24 protein-coding genes are annotated in these 25,604 nt (G+C 66.8%); 15 read left to right on the plus strand and 9 right to left on the minus strand.

Annotation, left to right across the window (positions count from 1 at the left end):
* Window positions 1–47 precede the first annotated feature (47 nt).
* A complete protein-coding gene (locus LRH25_RS07525) occupies window positions 48–1,529 on the plus strand; it encodes a type I restriction-modification system subunit M (protein ID WP_141285221.1) in 1,482 nt (493 codons plus the stop codon).
* Window positions 1,526–3,220, plus strand: a complete 1,695-nt coding sequence (locus tag LRH25_RS07530; protein ID WP_141285219.1) for a restriction endonuclease subunit S — start codon at window positions 1,526–1,528, stop codon at window positions 3,218–3,220. The genes LRH25_RS07525 and LRH25_RS07530 overlap by 4 nt, the downstream gene beginning before the upstream one ends.
* 178 nt (window positions 3,221–3,398) lie before the next feature.
* Here LRH25_RS07530 and LRH25_RS07535 read toward each other — a convergent pair whose 3' ends face one another.
* The 5 genes from LRH25_RS07535 to dnaA all read right to left on the minus strand — a co-directional run bounded on the left by LRH25_RS07535 (window position 3,399) and on the right by dnaA (window position 9,777).
* Window positions 3,399–3,749 (minus strand): HepT-like ribonuclease domain-containing protein, encoded by a 351-nt coding sequence (locus LRH25_RS07535; protein ID WP_141285217.1) that lies wholly within the window; start codon window positions 3,747–3,749, stop codon window positions 3,399–3,401.
* Window positions 3,739–4,056, minus strand: coding sequence for a nucleotidyltransferase family protein (locus LRH25_RS07540; protein WP_211361292.1), 318 nt, complete (start codon window positions 4,054–4,056; stop codon window positions 3,739–3,741). Before LRH25_RS07540 ends, LRH25_RS07535 begins: the two co-directional genes overlap by 11 nt.
* A gap of 31 nt (window positions 4,057–4,087) precedes the next feature.
* Window positions 4,088–6,577 carry a DNA topoisomerase (ATP-hydrolyzing) subunit B gene (gene gyrB, locus LRH25_RS07545; protein WP_141285243.1) on the minus strand — a complete coding sequence of 830 codons (2,490 nt, stop codon included), beginning with the start codon at window positions 6,575–6,577 and terminating at the stop codon, window positions 4,088–4,090.
* A gap of 202 nt (window positions 6,578–6,779) precedes the next feature.
* Complete coding sequence (gene dnaN / locus LRH25_RS07550) at window positions 6,780–7,895, minus strand: DNA polymerase III subunit beta (protein ID WP_141285215.1); 1,116 nt, start codon at window positions 7,893–7,895, stop codon at window positions 6,780–6,782.
* A gap of 190 nt (window positions 7,896–8,085) precedes the next feature.
* A complete protein-coding gene (gene dnaA / locus LRH25_RS07555; protein ID WP_231010589.1) occupies window positions 8,086–9,777 on the minus strand; it encodes a chromosomal replication initiator protein DnaA in 1,692 nt (563 codons plus the stop codon).
* Between the two features lie 419 nt (window positions 9,778–10,196).
* Between dnaA and rpmH the strand changes: the two genes are divergently transcribed.
* From rpmH to mnmE, 5 genes are all read left to right on the plus strand, one after another.
* Window positions 10,197–10,334, plus strand: a complete 138-nt coding sequence (gene rpmH / locus LRH25_RS07560; protein ID WP_141292009.1) for a 50S ribosomal protein L34 — start codon at window positions 10,197–10,199, stop codon at window positions 10,332–10,334.
* 10 nt (window positions 10,335–10,344) lie between these two features.
* Entirely contained in the window at window positions 10,345–10,917 is a 573-nt protein-coding gene (gene rnpA, locus LRH25_RS07565) for a ribonuclease P protein component (RefSeq protein WP_231010590.1), read from the plus strand.
* A gap of 104 nt (window positions 10,918–11,021) precedes the next feature.
* On the plus strand, window positions 11,022–11,360 hold the full coding sequence (yidD, locus tag LRH25_RS07570) for a membrane protein insertion efficiency factor YidD (protein ID WP_259373947.1): 339 nt from the start codon (window positions 11,022–11,024) through the stop codon (window positions 11,358–11,360).
* Entirely contained in the window at window positions 11,357–13,021 is a 1,665-nt protein-coding gene (gene yidC / locus LRH25_RS07575; RefSeq protein ID WP_231010591.1) for a membrane protein insertase YidC, read from the plus strand. Before yidD ends, yidC begins: the two co-directional genes overlap by 4 nt.
* A gap of 222 nt (window positions 13,022–13,243) precedes the next feature.
* A complete protein-coding gene (mnmE, locus tag LRH25_RS07580) occupies window positions 13,244–14,629 on the plus strand; it encodes a tRNA uridine-5-carboxymethylaminomethyl(34) synthesis GTPase MnmE (RefSeq protein ID WP_231010592.1) in 1,386 nt (461 codons plus the stop codon).
* Between the two features lie 7 nt (window positions 14,630–14,636).
* Here the strand turns inward: mnmE and LRH25_RS07585 are convergent, their stop codons facing one another.
* Complete coding sequence (locus tag LRH25_RS07585) at window positions 14,637–15,710, minus strand: metallophosphoesterase (RefSeq protein WP_141290362.1); 1,074 nt, start codon at window positions 15,708–15,710, stop codon at window positions 14,637–14,639.
* 261 nt (window positions 15,711–15,971) lie between these two features.
* On the opposite strand from LRH25_RS07585, the gene LRH25_RS07590 reads away from it, so the two are divergent.
* On the plus strand, window positions 15,972–16,436 hold the full coding sequence (locus tag LRH25_RS07590) for a cyclic nucleotide-binding domain-containing protein (RefSeq protein ID WP_141290360.1): 465 nt from the start codon (window positions 15,972–15,974) through the stop codon (window positions 16,434–16,436).
* Between the two features lie 112 nt (window positions 16,437–16,548).
* Here LRH25_RS07590 and LRH25_RS07595 read toward each other — a convergent pair whose 3' ends face one another.
* A complete protein-coding gene (locus tag LRH25_RS07595) occupies window positions 16,549–17,115 on the minus strand; it encodes an adenine phosphoribosyltransferase (protein WP_141290358.1) in 567 nt (188 codons plus the stop codon).
* A gap of 48 nt (window positions 17,116–17,163) precedes the next feature.
* Window positions 17,164–19,161, minus strand: a complete 1,998-nt coding sequence (locus tag LRH25_RS07600) for a cation:proton antiporter domain-containing protein (protein WP_231010593.1) — start codon at window positions 19,159–19,161, stop codon at window positions 17,164–17,166.
* Between the two features lie 57 nt (window positions 19,162–19,218).
* On the opposite strand from LRH25_RS07600, the gene LRH25_RS07605 reads away from it, so the two are divergent.
* From LRH25_RS07605 to LRH25_RS07620, 4 genes are read left to right on the plus strand one after another with little or no spacing between them, the layout of a single operon-like run.
* Complete coding sequence (locus LRH25_RS07605) at window positions 19,219–20,205, plus strand: KpsF/GutQ family sugar-phosphate isomerase (RefSeq protein WP_231010594.1); 987 nt, start codon at window positions 19,219–19,221, stop codon at window positions 20,203–20,205.
* A gap of 2 nt (window positions 20,206–20,207) precedes the next feature.
* Entirely contained in the window at window positions 20,208–20,789 is a 582-nt protein-coding gene (locus LRH25_RS07610) for a KdsC family phosphatase (protein WP_375142160.1), read from the plus strand.
* 10 nt (window positions 20,790–20,799) lie between these two features.
* A complete protein-coding gene (gene lptC / locus LRH25_RS07615; RefSeq protein WP_141291868.1) occupies window positions 20,800–21,504 on the plus strand; it encodes an LPS export ABC transporter periplasmic protein LptC in 705 nt (234 codons plus the stop codon).
* Between the two features lie 5 nt (window positions 21,505–21,509).
* The gene (locus LRH25_RS07620; RefSeq protein ID WP_375142161.1) at window positions 21,510–22,286 is read left to right on the plus strand and encodes an SDR family oxidoreductase; all 777 of its coding nucleotides are present in this window, start codon (window positions 21,510–21,512) and stop codon (window positions 22,284–22,286) included.
* Between the two features lie 242 nt (window positions 22,287–22,528).
* On the opposite strand, the gene rbp is transcribed toward LRH25_RS07620, so the two are convergent.
* Window positions 22,529–23,005, minus strand: coding sequence for an RNA-binding regulator (gene rbp, locus LRH25_RS07625; protein WP_231010596.1), 477 nt, complete (start codon window positions 23,003–23,005; stop codon window positions 22,529–22,531).
* Between the two features lie 306 nt (window positions 23,006–23,311).
* On the opposite strand from rbp, the gene LRH25_RS07630 reads away from it, so the two are divergent.
* The 3 genes from LRH25_RS07630 (at window position 23,312) to creB (ending at window position 25,603) form a co-directional block, all read left to right on the plus strand.
* Complete coding sequence (locus tag LRH25_RS07630) at window positions 23,312–24,151, plus strand: helical backbone metal receptor (RefSeq protein ID WP_211361619.1); 840 nt, start codon at window positions 23,312–23,314, stop codon at window positions 24,149–24,151.
* Between the two features lies 1 nt (window position 24,152).
* A complete protein-coding gene (locus LRH25_RS07635; protein WP_141291198.1) occupies window positions 24,153–24,794 on the plus strand; it encodes a MarC family protein in 642 nt (213 codons plus the stop codon).
* 110 nt (window positions 24,795–24,904) lie between these two features.
* On the plus strand, window positions 24,905–25,603 hold the full coding sequence (creB, locus tag LRH25_RS07640; RefSeq protein ID WP_231010597.1) for a two-component system response regulator CreB: 699 nt from the start codon (window positions 24,905–24,907) through the stop codon (window positions 25,601–25,603).
* The last annotated feature ends 1 nt before the right edge of the window (window position 25,604 follow it).

The following is a 25,604-nucleotide window of genomic DNA, read 5'->3' on the forward strand; positions in this document are numbered from 1 at the left end:
TTGCCGCCCGCTTCTTGAAATCCGACCCCGATCCCCACCCCGATCCCATGTCCATCAGCAGTTCGATCAAATCCATCCAAGACATCATGCGCAAGGACGTGGGCGTCGACGGTGACGCCCAGCGCATTGGCCAGCTCGTCTGGATGCTGTTCCTGAAAATCCTGGATGACCGGGAGCAGGAATGGGAGCTGATGAGCGACAGCTACAGCTCGCCCTTGCCCGAGGCCTACCGCTGGCGCAACTGGGCCGCCAACCCTGAAGGCATGACCGGCGAGGAGCTGAAGAGCTTCATCGACAACGAGCTGTTCCCCGGTCTGCAGAACCTGACTGACCCGGTGAAAGGCCACAGCCAGACGCCGGTGGCGTATGTGGTGCGCAACGTCTTCGAGGACGCCTACAACTACATGAAGAGCGGGCAGCTGATCCGCCAGGTGCTCAACAAGATCCAGGAGGCGGTGGACTTCAACAAGGCCCAGGAGCGCCACGCCTTCGGCGACATGTACGAGCAGCTGCTGCGCGACCTGCAGACGGCCGGCAATGCCGGCGAGTTCTACACGCCGCGGCCAGTCACCGAGTTCATGGTGCGCATGGTGGATCCGAAGCTGGGCGAGAAGGTGATGGACCCGGCCTGCGGCACCGGCGGCTTCCTCACCTGCACGATCGAGCACAAGCGCAGCCGCTACGTGAAGACGCCCGAGGACGAACGCGTGCTGCAGGCCAGCATCAGCGGCGTGGAGAAAAAGCCGCTGCCGCACTTGCTGGCCACCACCAACATGATCCTGCACGGCATCGAGGTGCCCAGCAACATCCGGCATGACAACACACTGGCCAAGCCGCTGATCAGCTGGGGCCCGAAAGACCGGGTGGACTGCATCGTGGCCAACCCGCCGTTTGGCGGCATGGAAGAAGACGGCATTGAAACCAACTTCCCGGCCACCTGGCGCACGCGCGAAACGGCGGATCTGTTCCTGGTGCTGATCATGCATTTGCTCAAGGACGGCGGGCGCGCGGCCGTGGTGCTGCCTGATGGTTTCCTGTTCGGCGAAGGCATCAAGAGCCGCATCAAGGAAAAGCTGCTGACCGAGTGCGACCTGCACACCATCGTGCGGCTGCCCAACGGCGTGTTCAACCCGTACACCGGCATCAAGACCAACCTGCTGTTCTTCACCAAGGGCCGGCCCACCAAGGACGTGTGGTTCTACGAACATCCTTACCCGCCAGGCGTGAAGAACTACAGCAAGACGCGGCCAATGCGCGTGGAAGAGTTCGCCGCCGAGGAAGCCTGGTGGGGCAGCGAGGCCGACGGCTTTGCCGCGCGGCAGGGCAATGAACTCGCCTGGAAAGTAAGCGCGGCCGACATCACCGCCCGCGGCTGGAACCTGGACATCAAGAACCCGCACCAGGGCGAGCAGGTGAACCACGACCCCGAAGTGCTGTTGGCGGAATATGCGCAGATGCAGGCGGAGATTGCAGGGCTGCGGGAGCAGTTGAAGTCGGTGCTGGCTGAGGCGCTGGAGCGCGGCGAATGACGGCATTGGCGAGCGACAACCTGCAGCTGTTGGCTGACGCACCAGGCGGAGTGGGCGCGCTCCGGCGCCTCATTCTTGACTTGGCAGTCAGTGGGAGGTTGGTAGCCCAGGATCCTGCGGACGATTCGGTCGAGGTACTGATCTCCCAAGTGGTATCGCGCAAGGCGAGCGTTGGTGGATCACGCAAAGAAAAGTTGAAGGCACGAGCAGCCGTCGCGCCCTCAAAGAACACGCTTCCCCCCGGCTGGGTTCAGATGAGGCTGGGTGATCTGACGACCAAGCTGGGAGCAGGCAGCACACCTCTTGGCGGGAAGCAGGTCTACGTCGCGGAGGGTGTGATGTTCTTACGTTCTCAGAACGTATGGAATGACGGGCTGCGACTTGGCGACGTAGCGCGCATTCCCACTTCGATTCACCGCGAGATGGCCGGCACCCATGTGTTCAGTGGCGACCTGCTTTTCAACATCACAGGTGCGTCGATTGGCCGGTGTGCTGCTGTTCCGAGCCACTTCGACGGAGGCAACGTCAGTCAGCACGTTGTGATCGTTCGGCCGGCGCTGCTTGAATTGCAGGCCTATCTGCACAAGGTGCTCATCTCCGATCTGGTTCAAGACGCGGTGATGGCCGAACAGGTGGGTGTTTCGCGCGAGGGGCTAAGCGTCGCAAAGCTCTCTGAGTTCGCGATTCCGCTGCCGCCGCTCGGCGAACAACACCGCATCGTCGCCAAGGTCGATGAACTGATGGCCCTGTGCGACCGGCTGGATTCGCGGCAGCAAGACGCCGAGGCCGCGCACGCCCGGCTGGTGCAGGTGCTGCTGGACAGTCTGACCCAGGCTCGGGATGCGGATGAGTTTCAGGCTTGTTGGCGGAGGTTGGCGGGGCAGTTTCCATTGCTGTTCACGACTGAGACGAGCGTCGAGTCGTTACGGCGCACGAGCATTCAGCTCGCGGTTCGTGGACTACTTTGCGAAACCGGCCCCAGTGATGCCCACGCCACAGCGTTGATCAATTCAATTGCAGCATCACGTGCGCAGGCTTGGCGCGCCGGACTGGCGCCAAAGCCGAAGCCCTTTTCGCAGGTCGATGGGGAGGAAATGCCGCATCGCCTTCCTTTGGGGTGGTCCTGGGTTCGCCTTGGCCAGCTGGGCGTTGCCTCAACAGGCAGTACGCCGGTGACCACCCAAACCGATGCTTTTGACGGGCCGACGCCTTTCATCGGGCCGGGCCAAATCACCCCGGGCGGTGTGATCTCATCCGGAGAGAAGTCGCTGTCCGACACAGGGCTCGCCTCTTCTACTGTCGCTCGACCGGGGGATTTGCTTATGGTCTGCATCGGCGGGTCAATCGGTAAGTGCGCCATTGCTGATCGGGTGCTCGCGTTCAATCAGCAGATCAACTCTCTGTCGGTCTTCGAGGCAAGCCCACATTTCGTGTTTCTTGTCATGTGTTCCCCCGAGTTCCAGCAGGCCGTCCTGGGTGCGGCGACCGGATCGGCGACTCCGATCATCAACAGATCGAAATGGGAAGACATTCCGGTGCCTCTACCGCCGTTGGCAACCCAGCACCGCATCGTCGCCAAGGTCACCGAACTCCTCGCCCTCTGCGATCAGCTCAAAGCCAGCATCGCTGCCGCCCGCGCCAAGCACGTGCAGTTAGCCGAGGCGCTGGTGGCGCAGGCTGTGGCGGGTTGATCGCCTGACGAACCGATGAACGCGCAGCGCGTCTACATCAGCGACACCAACATCTGGATCGACTTCGGTCATGACGGATGGCTGGATGCGCTGTTTGCCGCTGCCCTTCACTTTCGTCAGCACCGATTTTGTGGTCCATGCGCTGAGTCACCCGTGCCGGCTGGCTTGAGTCTCGCTGCTACGGGCTTGCCGCCGGCCGCTGCATCGTCCGCAGCCGCACCGCCAAGGTTGGCAGATGGGCCGAAACCACGTCCCAGACCAGCCGGTTGTCCACGGAGGCGTAGCCGTGGATCAAGACGTTGCGCAGGCCAATTGCTGCCGCAAGTTCGGGCAGTTGTTCAGCAGTTGCCGGTTCCAGCTTTCGCAAGTGGTTCAAGGCCTCGCCGACGATTTCAAGCTGGCGCTCGACGGCGGAACGAAGCAATTCGTCCTGCACATAGCTTTCGAAGTCACGCCCGTTGGCGAAGCGCATGGCGCGTTCGGCCGCCTGGAGCGCATCCCACAAGTACGTGCGGGCGTCACTCGCCATACAGCGGCAGTCGCTCCGAATCGACCTGCTGGCGCAGGTAAGGATTGGCGATGGACCCGTTGGTGAGCAGGTCCACCGGTCGGGCGAACAGAATTTCCAGATCCTGTTTCAGACCGAAAAAGGACGCCGCATAGCCGCCGGGCGGAAAGTCGTCAGGCCACTCGACGAGGAAATCCAGGTCGCTGCGTTCGGGCTGGAAGTCCGCTCGCGTGGCAGAGCCGAACAGTTCCAGCTTGCGAGCGCGATGACGTTCGCAAAGCGCGGCGACTTCGCCGCGGCGTTCCTGAATGAAGCGTGGGATACCCATGCCAGGATTCAAGCCGCAGCGGCGGCTGCCGTCAAGCGTCGATGTTCGCCGCCCTCAGCGCATTCGTCTCAATGAAATCCCGCCGCGGTTCGACTTCGTCGCCCATCAGCATCGTGAACACCTTGTCGGCTTCGATGGCGTCTTCGATCTGGACGCGCAGCAGGCGGCGGACGGTGGGGTCCATCGTGGTTTCCCAGAGCTGGCTGGGGTTCATTTCGCCCAGGCCTTTGTAGCGCTGGCGGCCGACCGAGCTTTCGGCCTGCGTCATCAGCCAGGCCATGGCCTGGCGGAAGTCGCCGGCCTTGGTTTCCTTCTGGCGTTCGCCTTCGCCGCGCTTGACCAGCGCTTCGGCGGTGAGCAGGCCCTTGAAGGTACGGCCTGCGGTGGCCAGGGCTTCGTAGTCGGCGCCGTGCACGAAGTCCGGGCTGATGATGCTGGACTTGATGTTGCCGTGGTGGCGGCGGCTGATGCGCAGCAGGTGCTTGTCGCTGCGTTCGTCGAAGACGGCTTCGACTTCGGCGTCGTGCAGCGCGGCCTTGAGCGCCATCGCGCTGGTCTCGGCGGATTCGAGGTTGTCCAGGTCCAGCACCAGGCCGTCGGAGATGGCGCGCAGCGCTTCGACGTCCATCCAGGCGGACAGGCGGTTGATCACGTTGGTGGCGGTGACGTACTGGTTGGCGAGGTCGTTCAGCTGCTCGCCGTTGATAGGGGGCTGGCCGTTGGCGGGGTCGACCGCGGCGCCGTCCAGCGCGACCTTCAGCAGGTAGGCGTCCAGCTCGTGGGCGTCCTTCAGGTACTGCTCGTGCTTGCCTTGCTTGACCTTGTAGAGCGGCGGCTGGGCGATGTAGATGTGGCCGCGCTCGACCAGCTCGGGCATCTGGCGGTAGAAGAAGGTCAGCAGCAGGGTGCGGATGTGGGCGCCGTCCACGTCTGCGTCGGTCATGATGATGATGCGGTGGTAGCGCAGCTTGTCGGGGTTGAAGTCGTCCCCGCCCATGCCCTTGCCGATGCCGGTGCCGAGTGCGGTGATCAGCGTCAGGATTTCCTGGCTGGACAGCAGCTTCTCGTAGCGGGCCTTCTCGACGTTCAGGATCTTGCCGCGCAGCGGCAGGATGGCCTGGAACTTCCGGTCGCGGCCCTGCTTGGCGGAACCGCCGGCGGAGTCGCCCTCGACGATGTAGATCTCGCACATCGCCGGGTCTTTTTCCTGGCAGTCGGCCAGCTTGCCGGGCAGGCCCATGCCGTCGAGCACGCCCTTGCGGCGCGTCATTTCGCGGGCCTTGCGGGCGGCTTCGCGGGCGCGCGCGGCGTCGACAATCTTGCCGCAGATGGTCTTGGCGTCGTTCGGGTTCTCGAGCAGCCAGTCGGTGAGCAGGCGGCTGACGATGTCTTCCACCGGCGCGCGCACTTCGGACGAGACCAGCTTGTCCTTGGTCTGGCTGGAGAACTTGGGCTCGGGTACCTTGACCGAGACCACGCAGGCCAGGCCTTCGCGCATGTCGTCCCCACTCACCTCGACCTTGGCCTTCTTGGCCAGTTCGTTGTCGACGATGTACTTGTTCAGCACGCGCGTCATCGCGGCGCGCAGGCCGGTCAGGTGGGTGCCGCCGTCGCGCTGCGGGATGTTGTTGGTGAAGCAGAGCACGTTCTCGCTGAACGAGTCGTTCCACTGCATGGCCACTTCCACGCCGACGTTGGTGCCCTGGTCGCTGGTCTTGTCGCCGATGGCGTGGAAGATGTTCGGGTGCAGGGTCTTCTTGCCCTTGTTGACGAACTCGACAAAGCCCTTGACGCCGCCGGCGTAGGCGAAGTTGTCTTCCTTGTTGTTGCGCTCGTCGACCAGGCGGATCTTCACGCCGTTGTTCAGGAACGAGAGCTCGCGCAGGCGCTTGGCCAGGATCTCGTAGTGGAACTCGTTGTTCTGCTGGAAGATCTCGGTGTCCGGCAGAAAGTGCACCTCGGTGCCGCGCTTCTCGGTCTCGCCGGTGATGCGCATCGGGCTGGTCGCCATGCCATCGCGCATCTCGATCAGTGGATCCTGCGGCACGCCCTGCTTGAACTCGATGAAGTGCATCTTGCCGTCACGGCGCACGGTCAGGCGCAGCCACTTGGACAGGCCGTTGACGCAGGACACCCCAACGCCGTGCAGGCCGCCGGAGACCTTGTACGAGTTCTGGTTGAACTTGCCGCCGGCGTGCAGCTCGGTCAGCGCAATCTCGGCGGCCGAGCGCTTGGGCTCGTGCTTGTCGTCCATCTTGACGCCGGTCGGGATGCCGCGGCCGTTGTCGACCACGGAGATCGAGTTGTCGGTGTGGATGGTGACGACGATGTCGTCGCAGTAGCCGGCCAGCGCTTCGTCGATGGAGTTGTCCACCACCTCGAACACCAGGTGGTGCAGGCCGGTGCCGTCGGAGGTGTCGCCGATGTACATGCCGGGGCGCTTGCGCACGGCTTCCAGGCCTTCGAGGATCTGGATCGAATCGGAGCCATAGCCACCCGAATCCATCGCGCCGGTGGCCATGGCCTGGCCTTCGGCCGACGGCACGATGCCCTGCCTCACGCCGTCGTCGGCGGGCTTGTCCTGGGGGGCTTTTTTCGGGTCGCTCATGGCATTTTTCTCTACGCGGAGGGCTGCCAGGCTAGGTGCCTGCGACCCCCTCAGAAACAGGTTGCGGGCCGAAGGGCCCGCGGGTGTCGAATCGGTTCGGCGCCGTGCGGCGGCCTCAGATCCTCATCGGCATCACGACGTACTTGAAGCCTTCCTGCTCAGGCACGGTGATCAGTGCTGCGGAGCTGCCGTCATGCATCTCCAGCCGCACCATTTCCTGGCCCATGTTGGACAGCGCGTCCATCAGGTAGGTGACGTTGAAGCCGACCTCGATGGTCGGGCCGTCGTAGTCGATCTCCAGCTCTTCCTTGGCCTCTTCCTGCTCGGCATTGCTGGAGGCGATCTTCAGCGCACCGGGCTCGATGTTCAGGCGCACGCCCTTGAACTTCTCGCTGGTCAGGATGGCGGCGCGCTGCAGGCTGGACAACAGCGGCTGGCGACCCAGCGTGATGATGTTCTTGTGGTTCTTCGGGATCACGCGGTTGTAGTCCGGGTACTTGCCCTCGACCAGCTTGGTGACGAACTCCATGCCCGAGAACGAGAACTTGGCCTGGTTGCCGGCAAAGCGCATCTCGATGGCGGCGTCACTGTCCTTGTCGTCCTTCAGCAGGCGCATCAGCTCCAGCACCGTCTTGCGCGGCAGGATGACCTCCTGCTTGGGCAGGTCGACTTCCAGCTGCGCGGCGGCCAGCGCCAGGCGGCTGCCGTCGGTGGCCACCAGGGTCAAGGCCTTGCCTTCGGCAACGAACAGGATGCCGTTCAGGTAGTAGCGGATGTCATGCACCGCCATCGCGAAGTGCACCTGGTCGATCAGGCCCTTGAGCACCTTCTGCGGCACGCTGAAAGCCGGGCCGAAGTCGGCTGCCTCGTTGACCAGCGGGAAGTCCTCGGCCGGCAGGCTTTGCAGCGTGAAGCGGCTCTTGCCACCCTGCAGCGTCAGCTTGCTGCCGCTGGCGCTCAGCGAGACGATTTGGTCGCCCGGCATGGAGCGCAGGATGTCGATCAGCTTGCGCGCGCCGACGGTGGTGCTGAAATTGCCAGCGTCGCCACCCAGCGTGGCCGTGGTGCGGACCTGGATTTCCAGGTCGCTGGTGGTCAGCTCGATCTGATCCCCGGTCTTGCGCACCAGCACGTTGGCCAGGATGGGCAAGGTATGCCGCCGCTCGACGATGCCGGCCACCGCCTGCAATGCGCCCAGCAGTTGTTGTTGTGCGGCTTTCAGAACAATCATTGGATCCCCGTGTGAACGCGCTGACCGCGCATTTTCGCTTGTTTTTTCAACGATTTAGCCGGACAGCTACTGAGACGCTTCATAACACCGACACACAGGCCCCATGAGGCCGGCGCCGGGCCGTCCCAAGGCGGCCGAGCAACCCGCCCGGCGGGTGGGCTTGCGTGTTTCGCAAGACCGGGTGCCTCATTCATCCCTTGAGGGTTTGCTCCAGCACGTGCAGCTGCTGGTTCAATTCGGTGTTCTTCTGGCGTTCGCCGCCGATCTTGCGCACCGCGTGCAGCACGGTGGTGTGGTCGCGGCCGCCGAAGAGCTCGCCAATCTCGGGCAGGCTCTTCTGGGTCAGTTCCTTGGCCAGGTACATCGCGATCTGGCGTGGCCGCGCAATGCTGGCCGGGCGCTTCTTCGAGTACATGTCGGCGATCTTGATCTTGTAGAAGTCAGCAACCGTCTTCTGGATGTTCTCCACCGAGATCTGCCGGTTCTGGATCGACAGCAGGTCCTTCAGCGCCTCCCGTGCCAGGTGGATGGTGATGTCCTTGTGTGAGAACTTGGCATAGGCCAGCACCTTGCGCAGCGCGCCTTCGAGCTCGCGCACGTTGGCCCGCACGTTCTTGGCGACGAAAAACGCCACGTCTTCCGGCATCGGCGCGCCCTCCTGGCGCGACTTGGCCAGGAGAATCGCCACGCGCATTTCCAGCTCCGGCGGCTCGATGGCCACGGTCAGCCCGGAGTCGAAGCGGCTGGTCAGGCGCTCGTCGATGTCCACCAGTCCCTTGGGATAGGTGTCGCTGGTCATGATGATGTGTGCGCGCTTGGCCAGCAGCGCCTCGAAGGCGTTGAAGAACTCCTCCTGGGTGCGCTCCTTGCCGGCAAAGAACTGCACATCGTCGATCAGCAGCAGGTCCAGCTGGTGGTACTTGGCCTTCAGGTCGTCGAAGGTCTTGCGCTGGTAGTTCTTCACCACGTCGGAGATGAACTGCTCGGCGTGCAGGTACAAAACGCGCGCATTCGGGTTGTCGCGCAGCAACGCGTTGCCCACCGAGTGCACCAGGTGGGTCTTGCCCAGGCCCACGCCACCGTAGATGAACAACGGGTTGTACATCGCGCCCGGCGCGCCGGCCACGTGCAATGCCGCAGTGCGGGCCATCTGGTTGGCCCGGCCGGCGACCAGGGTGTCGAAAGTCAGCACCGGGTTCAGCCGGCTGCGGCTGGCGGCCGGCGGCGGCTGCAGCGTGCCAGGGCGCGGCGGCAGCGGTGCGGCGCCGCTGGTGTCGCCGGACATGCGCAGGGCGGCGGTGCTGCCGTTGTTGGTCAGGCCGGGCTGGCCTTGTTGCCCGACCTGCCCGGCCTGCATCTGCGCCTGCTGATCGGACTCCGCGTTGGCCTGGGCCTGGGCCAGCGCAGCCTGGGCCAGGCGCACGGCGGCTGCGGCATCGCTGACGGCATGGCTGTGGAAGCTGTGGCTGGCACTGGCCGAGCTGCCTGAAGCGAAGGTGGCGCCTGTCGCAACCGAGGCTGCCGCAGGCGCGCCGCCGCCGATCAGCGCGCGGTGCAACACCTCGGCGGCGCTGTGCGGCCGGCTGGGCAGCGGGCGGGGAATGGTGCCGGCGGGTGCGGCTTCGCGCGGCGCGAGCGAAAGCTCCAGCCGCACCGGCTTGCCGGCCAGCTCGCTCAGGACGCTCTCGATCCGGGCGCTGTATTGCGAGCGGATCCAGTCCAGCTTGAAGCGGTTCGGGACACGCAGCGACGCCACGGCCCCCGCTTCGCCGGCATCGCTGATGTCGGCGGGCGGCAAAGGCCGGATCCAGGTGGAAAACTGTTGTTCGGGCAGTTCGATCGCGAGTCGGTCGCAACCGCGCTGCCAGAGGTCAATGCTCATGTGGACAAGTTCTTATCGAGCGGCTGGATTCTACGCATTCCCTGCCAGTCGCCAAGCGCGGTTATCCACAGTTTTTCGCGCCAGGTCAATCCCCGTTGATGCGCGGCCAGGGTGGTCGCGTTGGCGGGGCTTGGCGCCAGCCTGTTTGACGGCCGGCCCAGCTTTTGATTTAATGCTAGGTTTCCCGAACGACAGGACTGCGCTTGCAGGGCTGCTTGCTGGGTGGGGAGCGTGGGTGAGGAGCGGGGCTTTTGGGAGCGCCGATTTTCCACCGCGTCCACCGCAAGCCAGCTTGCATGAGCCGCTGAAAGTGTCGGGGGGTGTGTCTGATGTGTGGGCTTGTTGCCTGCAGCTCGGGCCACCCGGCAGCGCCAGACAGTCCGCCCCTCCGACCGCCTTCCAACCTAGGTAGAACACCCATGAAGCGCACTTATCAGCCTTCCAAGGTCCGCCGTGCCCGCACGCACGGTTTCCTCGTCCGCATGAAGACCCGTGGCGGTCGCGCCGTGGTCAATGCGCGCCGCGCCAAGGGCCGCAAGAAGCTGTCGCAGGTCTAAGCCGCGCGCCATGATCGGCCGCATCTTGCGCTCGGCCGATTTTCAGCGTGTGCTGGCTGCGCCGCAGCGTTCGCGAAGTGCTCACTTCGCCGTTCACTACGTCGCCAGCGGGCCTTCGACCGCACGACGGCCGGCCGCAAAAGCCGCGCCGCTTGCTTGCGAACCGGTTGTCCCGCAGTTGTCACCAGAGTTATCCACAGGTGGGTCGCCCGAGAGCCAGCTGCTTGTGGATGAGTCCTCGCCAGCTGCGGCTGACCCGCTTCCCGAAGGCCATTGGCTGGGCCTGGTGGTGCCCAAGCGGCATGCCAAGCGGGCGGTGACACGCAACCTGATCAAGCGCCAGCTGCGCGCAGCCATGCTGCATCACATGGCCAGCCTGCCGGCCGGCCTGTGGGTGGTGCGTTTGCGCGCGCCGTTTGATCGGCAGCAGTTCCTCAGCCCGGCTTCAGAGAACCTGCGCGAGTGCGCACACGACGAAATCGCCGTGTTGCTGACCCGCGCAGCGCGCTCGCCGCTGCCGGCCCCGCCGCGCCCGCCTTCGCAGCCGGGCGCGCGGGGCCGTGGCCGCGCGGCGGCCGGCTGAGCGGCCCGCGCATGGCCAGCGGCGAACCCAGGCTTGTTTTGTCGCGACCGGACACCATCTGTGCGGCCGTGACCCAGCCTGTTGCCGATGCCGCACCGCCTTCGCTGTCCCCTGTTCGGGGCTGGCGGGCTTGGCCGCGCCGTGTGCTGGCCGGGCCTGTGCACGCCTATCGCTTGCTGCTGAGCCCGTGGCTGGGCAGTAGCTGCCGCTTCGAGCCGAGCTGCTCGCGCTACGCGCTGGACGCGTTGGCGCGACACGGCGCCGCAGCCGGCAGCTACCTGACCGCCGCGCGCCTGTTGCGCTGCCATCCGGCCTGTGCCGGTGGCTGCGACCCGGTGCCCGTTGAGCGGCCGCGCCTGTTCCGCCATCTGTTCGCCGAGGCCAGCGGGCCTGGCGCCTATCCTTCTCCCGTCGCAAAGACATCTTCCGGGCCTTCCTCATGACCGATATGCGCCGAACCCTTTTGTGGGTGGTGTTCACGATGTCGCTCGTCCTGCTGTGGGACGGGTGGAACAAGCACAACGGCCATCCCACGCTGTTCGGCGCCCCGGTGGCCGAGTCCAGTGCGGCGGCCTCGGCCGCCGGCGCGGCGCCTTCCGCTGCAGGCGTGCCTGCGGTGGCTGGCACGGCTGGCGTGCCCGGCACGACCAGCCCGGCTGCGCCGGCAGTCAGCGAGCAGTTCACCGTCAAGACCGACGTGCTGAACGTGACGCTGGACACCCGCGGTGGCGACATCGTGCGGGTCGAGCTGCCGAAGTACAAGGACGATGCCGATCCGACCAAGCCGGTCGCGGTGCTGGACAGCGCCGGCCACCATTACCTGGCCCAGACCGGCGTGATCGGCCCGAACGGCGCGCAACTGCCGACGCACCTGACGCTGATGAGCGTGGCGCCGGGCGAGCGCACGCTGAAGGACGGGCAGGACAGCCTGTCGGTGCGCTTCGAGTCGCCTGATGTGGGCGGCCTGAAGCTGGTCAAGACCTACACCTTCCGCCGTGGCGAATACACGATGGGCGTGAAGCACGAGCTGGTCAATGTCGGCAGCACCCCGCTGCAGCCTCAGCTCTACCTGCAGCTGCAGCGCGACAGCGTGGCGCCCGCGGGTGGCTCGTCCTTCTACAGCACCTTCACCGGCCCGGCTGTCTACACCGCCGAGAAGAAGTTCCAGAAGATCGACTTCAAGTCGCTGGACAAGCACGAGGCCGGCGATTCGCCGCTGCACATCCAGCACGCCGACGACGGCTGGGTCGGCATGGTGCAGCATTATTTCGCCAGCGCCTGGCTGGTGAAGGACGGCAGCCCTCGCGACTTCCGCAGCGCCAAGCTGCCGAACGGCCTGTACACGGTGTCGATGCTGCAGCCGGTGGGCGAGCTGGCACCTGGCGCTACCAAGACCAGCGACGCCACGCTGTTTGTCGGCCCGCAGGAAGAAAACAAGCTCGAAGCGCTCGCGCCCGGCCTGGAACTGGTCAAGGACTATGGCTGGCTGACGGTGCTGTCCAAGCCGCTGTTCTGGGTGCTGGTCAACCTGCACAAGATGATCGGCAACTGGGGCTGGTCCATCATCGGCCTGGTGGTGCTGCTGAAGATCGCCTTCTTCTGGCTGAATGCCAAGGCCTATGCCTCGATGGCCAAGATGAAGGCCGTCAACCCGCGGATCCAGGAAATGCGCGAGCGCATGAAGGACAAGCCGCAGGAAATGCAGCAGGAGATGATGCGCATCTATCGCGAGGAGAAGATCAACCCGCTGGGCGGCTGCCTGCCGATCTTCATCCAGATGCCGTTCTTCATCGCGCTGTACTGGGTGCTGCTGTCGTCGGTGGAAATGCGCGGTGCGCCGTGGCTGGGCTGGATCCATGACCTGTCGGCCAAGGACCCGTTCTACATCCTGCCGCTGCTGATGACCGCGTCCAGTCTGCTGCAGGTGGCGCTGAACCCGGCGCCGGCCGACCCGATGCAGGCCAAGATGATGTGGATCATGCCGCTGGCCTTCAGCTTCATGTTCTTCTTCTTCCCGGCCGGCCTGGTGCTGTACTGGGTGACGAACAACCTGCTGTCCATCGCCCAGCAGTACGTGATCAACAAGCGGCTGGGTGTCGCCTGACGGCCCCCTGAGCCCTTGCACGACGCCCCGGCGAGCCTCTGGCTGCCGGGGCGTCGTGGTTTTCACTGATCGAAATCCGCTTGCGGCGTGCCGATATGCCAGTTGCGGGGCGGGTTTGCGGCTTGCTGCAACCTGGGACCGACCGAGACGCCGTTTGCGCGTCCCGGCCGGTCCCCTCCGCGCCAACCCTTGCCGCCTGCGGGCATCGCCGACAATCCGGCCATGTCATCGCTAGGCCGCCATCACGACCCCATCGTCGCCATTGCCACCGCGCCGGGCCGCGGTGCGGTGGGCATCGTGCGCGCGTCGGGCAAGCAGCTGCAGCCATTGGTTGACGCGCTGATCGGCGCGCCGCTGAAGCCACGCCAGGCGCATTACGGCCCGTTCCGGGACGCCACCGGCCAGCCCATCGACCACGGCCTGGCGCTGTTTTTCCCCGCGCCGAACAGCTACACCGGTGAAGCCGTGCTGGAGCTGCAGGCGCATGGCGGCCCGGTGGTGCTGCAACTGCTGCTGGCGCGCTGCCTGGAGGCCGGCGCCGGCATCGGCCTGCGCCTGGCCGAGCCGGGTGAATTCACCGAACGCGCCTTCCTGAACGACAAGCTGGACCTGGCGCAAGCCGAGGCCGTGGCCGACCTGATCGACGCCAGCACCGAGGCGGCGGCGCGCTCGGCCAGCCGCTCGCTGGGCGGCGCGTTTTCGGCCGAGGTCGAGCAGCTGGCCGAGCGCATCGTCAACCTGCGCATGCTGGTCGAGGCCACGCTGGACTTCCCGGAAGAGGAAATCGATTTCCTGGAGAAGGCCGACGCCCGCGGCAAGCTGGCCGCGATCCGCGCCGCGGTGGACGCCGTGACGGCCCGCGCGCGCCAGGGCGCGCTGCTGCGCGAAGGCCTGCGCGTGGTGCTGGCCGGCCAGCCCAACGTCGGAAAAAGCTCGCTGCTGAACGCGCTGGCCGGCGCGGAGCTGGCCATCGTGACGCCGATTGCCGGCACCACGCGTGACCGTGTCAGCGAGACCATCCAGATCGAAGGCGTGCCGCTGCACATCACCGACACGGCCGGCCTGCGCGACGACGCGGAAGCCGGCGACGAAGTCGAGCGCATCGGCATGGCGCGAAGCTGGGAATCCATCCACAGCGCCGACGCCATCGTCTTCCTGCACGACCTGACCCGGCTGGCCGATGCCGACTACCAGGCCGCCGACGCCCGCATCGCGCAACGCCTCGCGACGGCCGACCCGGCGCGCCTGCTGCAGGTCTTCAACAAGGCCGACACAGGTGTGTCAGCCGGCAGCGATGGCCGCCTGCTGATCTCCGCCCGCACCGGCGCTGGCCTGGAGGCGCTGCGCCAGGCGCTTCTGAAACGCGCCGGCTGGCAAGCCGCACCGGAAGGCGTGTTCATCGCCCGCAGCCGCCATGTGCAGGCACTCAAGCAGACAGCCGAGCACCTGGCCGGGGCGGCCGCGCATGCCAGCCAGGCCGATCAGGCCTTGGACCTGTTTGCCGAAGAGTTGCGGCTGGCCCACCTGGCGCTGCAAAGCATCACCGGCCGCTTCAGTGCAGACGATTTGCTGGGCGAGATCTTCAGCCGCTTCTGCATCGGCAAGTAGGCCAGATTCAGCTCGGCGTTGGCTTGCCGAAGCCGCTGGTCGGCAGCTCGCCACCGTGGTCGAACACCAGCGTGCGCTCGGGCCAGCGCAGTGCCGTCAGCGGCGTCGTGTGGCCGACAGCCTGGCCGTGGCGGCGTTCGTGGAAGCGGCCGCCGGCCGAGAAGTCGACGCAGAACACATTGCCTTTCGCGCCGTGCCAGGCATGGGGTGCGATGCCGGCGAACAGCTGCGGCTCGGCCTTGGCGTGGGGCGACGAAGCCGGGGTTTGCACCCGGCGCCAGAAGTGCCCGAAGACGACGGGCACCGGCTCCTGGTAGTGGTCCCACCAGGCCACGCGTTCGACGAAACGCCACTGCCCACCGGCGAAGAAGGTGGCCTTGCCGGGCTGCTCCAGGCCCGAGGTCAGCACCCGCAGCGGGTTGCCCATCTGCCGGCCCACTTCGTAACCCGCCACGCCCGGCAGCAGCGGCACGCTGCTGCGCGGGTTGGCCAGCGCCGCGGCCCAACTGCTGCGTTCGGCTTGGCTGGCTGCAAACTGTCCACTGTCGGCCAGCTGGCGCTCGGTGGTGGCTTCCCAGTGGTCGAACAACTCGTGCAGCTGCGGCGCAGGTGTGGGCAGCTGGCGCAGCGCCTGGATGGAGGGCGCGTGCCAGGCTGCGTGCACCACGCGCAGGTCTGGCCGCTCCAGTGCAAACGGCTGCCGCATCAGGAAGCGCAGCAGCGCCTGGCGCTGGTCGCCGGGCAGGCGCATGTAGGGCTCGTACTTGCGGTCGCGCTCGGAGTCCTGGCCCCAGAACCAGTCGTTGCCGTCCTTGCGCTCGCCGCGCAGCAGGTTCAGCTCGTGATTGCCCAGCACCAGCTGGCCGTGGCCCGCTTCGACGATGCCGCGCACCCGCGCAAAGACCCGTGGCGTGTCCGGCCCGCGGTCGCAGAGGTCGCCAACGAACACCAGCCGCCGCCCTTGCGCGTGCCGGCCCAGGGCGTCGTAACCCAGCCGTGCCAGCAACTGGTCCAGCGCGTCGGCTTCGCCGTGCACGTCGCCAATGATGTCCAGCGGGCCGTGGGCCAGTGCTTGCAGCATGACGGTTCGTCGGCTCCTGGGTAAGGCGGCGCAAGAGGCGCGCTGCGGCCATGCAGAACTGCGAAAATCGTGCCCGCAAGTTAGGTCATTTTGCCGCCACGTTCCGTGCCTGCTGAGGACGAACGGCGCCAGCGCGGCGATGAATGCCCAGTTTGGGGGATTGTTACAGCCATCGCCCCGATCCAATAATCCGGCATTGCCGATCAATGGGTTGCTGCGCTTGGGCGCGGGCCCGCGGCAAGCAGTTCCAGGAGAAGAACAATGTCGAGCGTGCTGGTCCAGGCCATTCAGTCCTTGAATGCAGACGATGCATTCAGGCCGCGCTTTGACGACAAACAGTGGGCGCTGTTCGAGAGTTACCTGCAGCAGCACAAGCTGCGCGCCGGTGACCTGTTGATCCGCCACCGCGACATGGACCGCAACATGTACTTGCTGGAAAGCGGCACGCTGCAGGTCTACGTGCCCGACGCCGGCCCCGCCCGCCGTGCCGTCGCGATCCTGCGCTCCGGTGCGGTGGTCGGCGAGCCCAGCATGTTCGGCGAAACCCCGCGCATGGCCCAGGTCGAGGCCATGTCGCCTGCGGTGGTGTGGGTGTTGACCCGCCCGCGCTTCGAAGAGCTGCTGACCCGCCAGGGCGACATGGGCATCGAGCTGCTGCGCTCCATCGGCGCGGTGATGTCCGAGCGCATGCGTGCCAACCTGGACCGCGGGCTGCCGCTCGCCTGAGTCTCGACCGACGAGCGCGGGCCGGCGAAGCCAGCGCCGGGCCGTTCCAAGCTGGCCGAGCCCAACCCGCCCGGCGGGTGGTTTGCCGTACCCGGCGAACCGGGTGCCCCATTCAATGGCCTGAAAAATCGACGAGTGTGAACAGCGGCAGGCCAGCCTCGCGCAGCTTGTCAGACCCACCCAGCTCCGGCAGGTCGACGATGGCCGCACCTTCGATCACCGTGGCGCCCAGTCGCTCCAGCAGCCGCTTGCCGGCCATCATCGTGCCGCCGGTGGCGATCAGGTCGTCGATCAGCAGCACGCGGTCGCCAGGTTTGACGGCATCGGTGTGCACCTCGACCGTCGCGCTGCCGTATTCCAGCTCGTAGGTTTCCTCGACCGTGGTGAACGGCAGCTTGCCCTTCTTGCGGATCGGCACGAAGCCGACGTTCAGCTCGTAGGCCAGCACCGAGCCGATGATGAAGCCGCGCGCGTCCAGCCCGGCGATGACGTCCGGCCGGGTGTCGAAATAGCGGTGCACGAACTGGTCGATCAGCACCCGGAAGACCCGCGGGTTCTGCAGCAGCGGCGTGATGTCGCGGAACTGCACGCCCGGCACCGGCCAGTCCGGAACGGTGCGGATGTGCTCGCGGATGTAGTCGCTCGGGCGGTCGGTGAGCAGGGCGGGGGCGATGGTCATGAGGCGGTTCGGGCTGCTTGCGCGGCCCGAGATTTTGCGCTCAACCCATCAGCCTTCCAGCAGCTTGGCCTCTGCCAGCGCCAGCGCCTCGCTCAGGCCGGACAGCACCAGCGTGTCGCCTGGCGCCAGCAGCAAGGTGTCGGCTGGCGCCATCACGTGGCCGTTGGCCCGCCGCACCGAGACCACCTGCACCTCCAACTCGGCCAGCGCCTGCGCGTGCAGCGTCTGGCCGACACAGGCCGCACCGGCGGGCAGGCTGACCGAGCGCAGCCGCGCGGCCTGGTTCTCCGGCCCGGCGTTGTCGTCGGCGCCGTGGAAGTAGCCGCGCAGCAGGCTGTAGCGCGCGTCCCGTGCGTCGCGCGCCAGGCGGATCACCCGGCGCATCGGCACGCCCACCAGCACCAGCGCATGGCTGGCCAGCATCAGCGAGCCTTCGACAGCCTCGGGCACGACCTCGGTCGCACCGGCGGCGCGCAGCTTCTCCAGATCCGTGTCGTCAATGGTGCGCACGACCACCGGCACCTGCGGCGCATGCCGGCGCACCAGGCCCAGGATCTTCAATGCCGACGGCGTGTCCGGGTAGCTGATGACCACCGCCGCCGCGCGCGACAGGCCGGCCGCCATCAGGCTTTGCAAGCGCGCAGCGTCGCCAAAGACCACGCTCTGCCCGGCCGCAGCCGCCTGGCGCACGCGGTCGGGGTCCAGGTCCAGCGCCATGTACGGAATCGTCTCCTGCTCCAGCAGGCGCGAGAGGTTCTGCCCGCTGCGGCCAAAGCCGCAGATGATCACGTGCTGCTCGTTTCGGATCGCCTTCTTGGCGATGGTCGTCAGCTGCACCGACTGCATCAGCCAGTCGCTGGCCGCCAGCCGCATCACGATGCGGTTGCTGTACATCACGATGAAGGGCGTGGCCAGCATCGACAGCACCATCGAGGCCAGCACCGGGCTGATCCAGCGCGGGTTGATCAGGTGCTGCTCGGCGCCCAGGCTCAGCAGCACAAAGCCGAATTCACCCGCCTGCGCCAGGTACAGCCCGGTGCGGATGGCCACGCCAGGCGCTGCGCGAAAGGCCCAGGCCAAGCCCGCCACCAGCGCGGCCTTGGCAATCACCGGCATCATCGTCAGCAGCAGCACCAGGAACCATTCGTCCCACACCGGCCGCCAGTCCAGCTTCATGCCGATGGTGATGAAGAACAGGCCCAGCAGCACGTCGTGGAAAGGCCGGATGTCGGTCTCGACCTGGTGCTTGTATTCGGTCTCCGCCACCAGCATGCCGGCGACAAACGCGCCCAGCGCCAGCGACAGCCCGGCGTGTTCGGTCATCCAGGCCAGGCCCAGCGTGACCAGCAGCAGGTTCAGCACGAACAGCTCTTCGCTCTTCTGCCGCGCCACCAGCGTCAGCCACCAGCGCATGAAGCGCTGGCCGCCGACCAGCAGCACCGTCAGCAGCGCAATCGCCTTCAGCAGTGCAATGCCCAGCGCCATGGCCATCTCGCCGCCCGGCGAGCCCAGCGCCGGGATCAGCACCAGCAGCGGCACGACGGCCAGGTCCTGGAACAGCAGCACGCCCATCACGCGCCGGCCGTGTTCGCTTTCCAGCTCCAGCCGCTCGGCCAGCAGCTTGACGACGATGGCGGTCGACGACATCGCCATCGCGCCGCCCAGTGCAATGGCGCCGGCCCAGCCCAGCTCCCAACCCATGCGGGTGAACGAGAACAGCCAGGCCAGCACCAGGTTGCCGGCCACCGCGCCGAGGATGGTCAGCATCACCTGGCTGAGGCCGAGTCCGAAGACCAGTGTGCGCATGCTGCGCAGCTTGGGCAGGTTGAATTCCAGCCCGATCACGAACATCAGGAACACCACGCCGAACTCGGCCAGGTACTTCACCGCGGCCGAATCCTTGGCCAGCGACAAGGCATTCGGCCCGATCAGCACGCCCACCGCCAGGTAGCCCAACATGGGTGGCAACTTGACCAGCCGGCAGGCGACCACGCCGACCACCGCGGCCAGGAGATAAAGCAGAACCAGCTCGAGGGTGGATGCCATGCAGCGGGGGACCGTTCGTCGACCTAAAATCGCCCCATTCTGAACCAGACCACCGCTTTGAACCCCACCTCACCCTTCGATGCCGAGCGCGCGCTCTCCCTGGCCCGCGAGACCCTGACGATCGAGGCCGACGCCTTGCTGGCGCTGCGCGGGCAGATCGATGGCGCCTTCGTGCAGGCCATGCAGGCCATGCTGGACACCCGCCACCGGGTGATCGTGATGGGCATGGGCAAGAGCGGGCACGTGGGCCGCAAGATCGCTGCCACGCTGGCGTCCACCGGCACGCCGGCGTTTTTCGTGCACCCGGGCGAAGCCAGCCATGGCGACCTGGGCATGGTCACGCCGGGCGACGTGGTGATCGCGATCTCCAATTCCGGCGAGAGCGACGAGCTCAACGCCATCCTGCCGCCGATGCGCCGGCTCGGCATCACCCTGGTCGCGATGACGGGCCGGCCGGACTCTTCGCTGGCCCGGCATGCCGACTTCGTGCTGAACACGGCCGTGCAGAAGGAAGCCTGCCCGCTGAACCTGGCGCCCACCGCCAGCACCATCGCGCAGATGGCAATGGGCGATGCGCTGGCGGTGGCGCTGCTGGACGCACGCGGCTTCCGCGAACACGACTTCGCCCGCTCGCACCCGGGCGGCGCGCTGGGCCGCAAGCTGCTGATGCACGTGCGCGACCTGATGCGCGGCGGCGAGCAGGTGCCGCGTGTGCCGGCCGATGCCAGCTTCAGCGCGACCATGCGCGAGATGACCAGCAAGGGACTGGGTGCGACCGCTGTGGTCGACGGAGACAAGGTGCTGGGCATCTTCACCGACGGTGACCTGCGCCGCATGATCGAGACCGGGGCCGACCTGCGCGCAATGAAGGCGCACCAGGTCATGCACCCACATCCCAAGCTGGTCCGCGACGACGCCCTGGCGGTCGAAGCGGCCGACCTGATGGAGCAGCACCGCATCACCAGCGTGCTGGTCGTGGACGCCGCCGGCCACCTGGTCGGCGCGCTGAACACCAACGACCTGCTGCGCGCGAAGGTGATCTGACGATGGCGATGCCTGCTGCCGCGCTGTCCTTTCCGCCCGAACTGCTGCTGCGCGCCCAGGGCAGCGGCCTGGGCCTGAAGGCCGCGATCTTCGACGTCGATGGCTGCCTGACGGATGGCCGCATCTACATCGGCGAAAGCGGCGAACAGTTCAAGGCCTTCTCCACGCTGGATGGCCAGGGCCTGAAACTGCTGATGCAAGGCGGCATCACGCCGCTGGTCATCACCGGGCGGGATTCCCCGGCCGTGCGCCGCCGCGTGGCCGACCTGGGCCTGCAGCATGCGATCTACGGCGTGCACGACAAACTCGCCGCTGCCGGCCCGCTGCTGGCCTCGCTGGGCCTGGACTGGGCCGACCTGGCCGTCATGGGCGACGACTGGCCGGACCTGCCGCTCATGCAGCGTGCCGCCTTCGCCTGCGCGCCGGCCAACGCCCACGCCGAGGCCAAGGCGCTGGCCCAGCACGTCACCGCCGCCGCCGGCGGCCACGGCGCCGCGCGCGAATTCTGCGACCTGATGCTGATGGCCAATGGCCGCTACGCCAGCCTGCTGCACGGGCACCTGACGACGCTGGACGGCGCCTGAGCCCGCGCGCATGAGTCCACAGCTGCATTTGCCTGACCTGCCCGAGGTGCCCGTGGCATTGGGGCACGAGAAAACGCCGCCGCCCGACCAGGCGAGCGCCGCCGACATCCGCGCCAGCTGGCGCCAGCGCATCGGCAGCCTGCTGGGCACCGCCATTCCGTTGCTGATCATGACCTTGCTGGCCCTGGGCTCCTGGTGGCTGGTGAAGAATTCGCCGCAGCCGCCAAGCGAGCGGCTGCGCTCGGCCCCGGCCCATGTGCCGGACTACCGGCTGGAGCGCTTCACGCTGCAGCGCTACGACCCCAGCGGCCGGCTCAAGGTGCAGATCCAGGGCGAACACCTGCGCCACTTTCCCGACACCGACGAGGTCGAGATCGACACGGTGCACGTCGAAGGCTACGACCCTGACGGCCGGGTGACCCGTGCCACCGCGCGCGAGGCGATTGCCGCCGGTGACGGCTCGGTCGTGCAGCTGATTGGGGGCGCGCACGTCATCAGCACCGGCAACACCGGCGAAACCGTCGACTTCGTCGGCGAGCACCTGCTGGCCGATTTCAGGGCCCACGTGGTGCGCTCCGAGCGGCCGGTGCAGGTGCGCCAGGGCCGCAGCGAATTCACCGCCGATGCGATGGTCTACGACGAAGCCAGCAGCATCTTGACGCTGACCGGCCCGGCCCGCGCGGTGATGACGCCGGACCGGAGCGGCAAACGGTGAGCGCCGTGAAACCGCTGGTTTTCATCACCGGTGCTTCCAGTGGCATTGGCCAAGCGCTGGCCCTGCGCTATCACGCGGCTGGCTGGCGCGTGGCGCTGGTGGCTCGCCGGGCCGAGGTGCTGCAGGCCTGGGCGGTGCAGCAAGGCTGGGCGGCAGCGGACTTTCAGGTCTACGCGGCCGACGTGCAGCAGGTCGACAGCATTGTCGCCGCCGGCCAGCGCTGCATGGCCGAAGCTGGTTTGCCGGATGTGGTGATTGCCAACGCCGGCATCAGCGTCGGCATGGACAGCACGGTGCGCGAGGACCTGGCGGTGATGCAGGAGACCTTCGCGACCAACAACGTGGGCCTGGCGGCCACCTTTCATCCCTTCCTCGCGGCCATGCAGGCCCAGCGCCGCGGCACGCTGGTCGGCATTGCCAGCGTCACGGCGATCCGGGGTTTGCCTGGGCATGGGGCCTATTGCGCCAGCAAAGCCGCAGTGGTGGCTTATTGCGAGAGTTTGCGCGGGGAATGCCGGCCTTGCGGCGTGCGCGTCGTGACGCTGTTGCCAGGCTATATCCAAACTCCGCTGACGGCGTCGAATACCTATCCGATGCCGTTTCTGCTGACACCCGAGACATTTGCCGACAGGGCTTTCCGGGCCATTGCGGTGGGCACCAGCTACCGCGTGATCCCCTGGCAAATGGGGGTGGTGGCCAAGCTGCTGCGGCTGCTGCCCAACCCGGTGTTCGACCGTTTGCTGGCAGGCCGCGGCCGCAAGAAGCGGCGCGGCGACAGCTGAGCCGGGGCGCTGGTTAGCGTCGGCGGGCCCCGCGCGTGGCGCTTGCGGGTGGCGTGGGCGCTTGGCGTCATTGTTCAGACGTTCGCAAGGACGCCACCGTGCGCCGCCCGAGTGCTTTTGCCGCGAGGACGAAAAAAAACGCAGCGGTGAACGCTGCGTTTTTCTTAGTGCGCGAAGCTCGCGCAACTTTGGTTTCAAACCCGCCGGCTCAAATCACCGGCAGGGTTTGGCTGAGCTTTGACTCAGTAGCCGCCGCGGCCACCGCCGCCGCCGCCACCACTGCGGCCACCGCCGCCGTAGGGGCTGCGACCACCGCCGCCGCCACCACCGCCGTAGCCGCCACCACCACCACCGCCACCGCCGTAGGGGCTGCGGCCACCGCCGCCACCACCTGCGCCGCCGCCGTAGCCGCCGCCACCGCTGCGGCTACCACCGCCGCCGCCACCACCACCAAAGCCACCCGGACGCTCTTCACGCGGACGAGCTTCGTTCACGACGATGGCGCGGCCTTCCAGAGGCTGGCCGTTCATGCCGTTCACAGCGGCTTGGGCTTCGGCATCCGAGCCCATTTCCACGAAGCCGAAGCCCTTGGAACGGCCGGTTTCGCGGTCCATCATGACCTTGGCGGACGTGACGGTACCAAATTCACCAAACGCTTGTTGCAGAGAGTCGTCGCGCACGCTGTAAGCGAGGTTGCCGACATAAAGCTTGTTTCCCATGGGGAACGCTCCTATCAATCACAAAAAGACCATGTGGAGCTTCAACCCAGCGTGAACCATCAAGCGAAGGTGCCGCGTCCATACACAGCAAACACGAGGCAGCAAAAGCAAGCTGCCCCAGCCCATTATGAGACTATTTTTGCGTTCGCGGCAAAAGCTTGCTTGTCAATTTGTCGTTTTTCTGCGCTGCATCTGCAGCCAGACCAGGGAACCACCAATTGATGCCGGCTGCACAGGCCTTGATGGCCGATGTAGCGGGTTGCCAAGCATGCGAGACTCGGCCGGTGTTTTCCATGGATCGCGGCCATGCCTGACGAATTGCAGCCTGCCAGCGCTTGCCGCATTGCCTGCCTGGTGCCCAGCCTGACGCTGCTGCTGGTGCGCTTGGGCCTGGGGCCCTGGCTGGTCGCGAGAACTGGATTCTGCATCCATCCGGCCCAAGCCGTGCGGGAAGTTTCGAAAGTCGGTGGTACCAAGGACGTGAACATGGCCAAGCTGCAGCGGCTCGCACCGACTCACGTGCTGGTCAACGTCGACGAAAACCGGCTCGACACCGTCCAGGCGCTGCGCGAATGGCGCACTGCAAATGGTGCGCCGCTGCAAGTCATCGTCACCCATCCCTGCGGGCCGGGCGACCATCCTGCCCTGCTGGACCAGCTGGCCGCCGCGTTTGGCGAGCTGCCCGGCGTGGCGCAGGCGCTGGCCGCCGAGCGGGCTGCTTTTGCTGCGGCCTGGCAGGCCAGCCTGGCACCGCCTGTGGCACGCGAGGAGGTCCTTTGCCTGGTCTGGCGCGCGCCGTGGATGTCGGTGGCACGCGACACTTACATCAGCCGCCTGCTGGCGCACGCCGGTTTGACGACGCTGCCGGACACACAAGGCGGTGCCAGCGGCGCCGCACGCTACCCCGTGCTGCGCGGCGACGAGCCGTGGCTGACCGATGTGCGCTGGGTGCTTCTGCCCAGTGAGCCCTACCGCTTCGAAGAGGCCGACGTGCAGGCCGTGCAACAACTCTGCCCGCGCGCCGAATGCCTGGCGGTGGACGGCGAGGCGCTGTCCTGGCATGGCGGCATGGCGATCGAAGGTTTGCAACTGGTGCGGCAACTGGCCGGTCGCATCCTGAACCGACTGGCCCTGGAAAACACCTGAGATGGACCTGCTCAAACCGCTGATCGCGCTGCTGGCGATCGTCAACCCCATCGGCGTCGTGCCGTTTTTCATCCACTTCACGCAGGGCATGACGCCCGAGGAGCGGCGCAGGACGCTGCGTACCACCTCGCTGACCGGCTTCCTGGTGGTCTCCATCAGCAGCCTGGCCGGCCTGAAGATCATCGAATTCTTCGGCATCTCGGTGCCCTCGTTCCAGGTGGGCGGTGGCGTGCTGCTGCTGATCTCGGCCATCAACATGCTCAATGCCCAGCCCGGCGACACCCGGCCCAGGGACGTGCAGGAAGGCCGCGCCAAGGCCGAAGCAGGCGCCTCCATCGCCGTCGTGCCGCTGGGCGTGCCGCTGCTGACCGGCCCGGCGACGATCTCGACCATGGTGATCTATGCCGAGAAGACCCGCACCTTCTGGGAGCACGCGGTGCTGGTGGGCTACGGCGTGGTGGTCGGCGTGGCGACCTTCCTGGTCTTCTCGGCCGCAGGCCGCATCGCCCGCGTGCTCGGCCAGACCGGCATCGACGTGATGACCCGGCTGATGGGCCTGATCCTCGCGGCGATGGCGGTGGAACTGCTGGCCGACGGGCTGCTGAAGTTGTTCCCGGTGCTGGGTGCGACCAGTTTCAGCTGACCTCCATCCATGGCCACACCTTCAAAGCGGGCCGAGCGCCGGGCCGCTCCCAAGCCGGCCCGCGTCCCCTTGGGGGACCGGCCGACGTACACGTCGGACGAGGGGCTGTCATGATCTTGTTGCTGGAGGATGACCCGGCAATTGCCGCCACTGTCGTCTTTGCGCTGCAACGCGAAGGCTTCGAGGTGCAGCACCACCTGCTGCTCGGCGAAGCGCGCCAGGCCGCGGCGCGCCGGCCACCGCAGGCCGCGGTGCTGGACCTGGGTCTGCCCGACGGCCACGGCATGGACCTCTGCCGCGCCTGGCGCCAGGGCCAGGACGCCGCGCTGCGCGTGTTGCCCGTGCTGATGCTGACCGCTCGCGCCGAGGAGATGGACCGCGTGCTGGCGCTGGAGACCGGTGCCGACGACTACCTCACCAAGCCCTTCAGTCCGCGCGAGCTGATCGCCCGGCTGCGCGCGCTGCTGCGCCGCGCCAGTTTCGCGGCACCGGCACCGCAGGCTGGCGGCCTGTTCGAGCTGGACGAGGCCGGCCAGCGCGTGCGCTACGCTGGCCAGCCCTTGCCGTTGACGCGCCTGGAGTACCGGCTGCTGGCGGCGCTGCTGCAGGCGCCCGGCCGCATCCTGTCGCGTGAATGGCTGCTGGACGCCGCCTGGGGCCAGCAGAGCGAGGCCACGGACCGCACTGTGGACACCCACGTCAAGACCCTGCGCGCCAAGCTGCGCGACTGCCGGCCGGACCTGGAGCCCATCACCACGCACCGTGGCCTGGGCTATGCGCTGGAGCTGCCGCCACCTGCGGCGCGCTGAG

This window comes from Ideonella azotifigens (assembly GCF_021043325.1).
Classification (GTDB): Bacteria; Pseudomonadota; Gammaproteobacteria; order Burkholderiales; family Burkholderiaceae_C; genus Ideonella; species Ideonella azotifigens.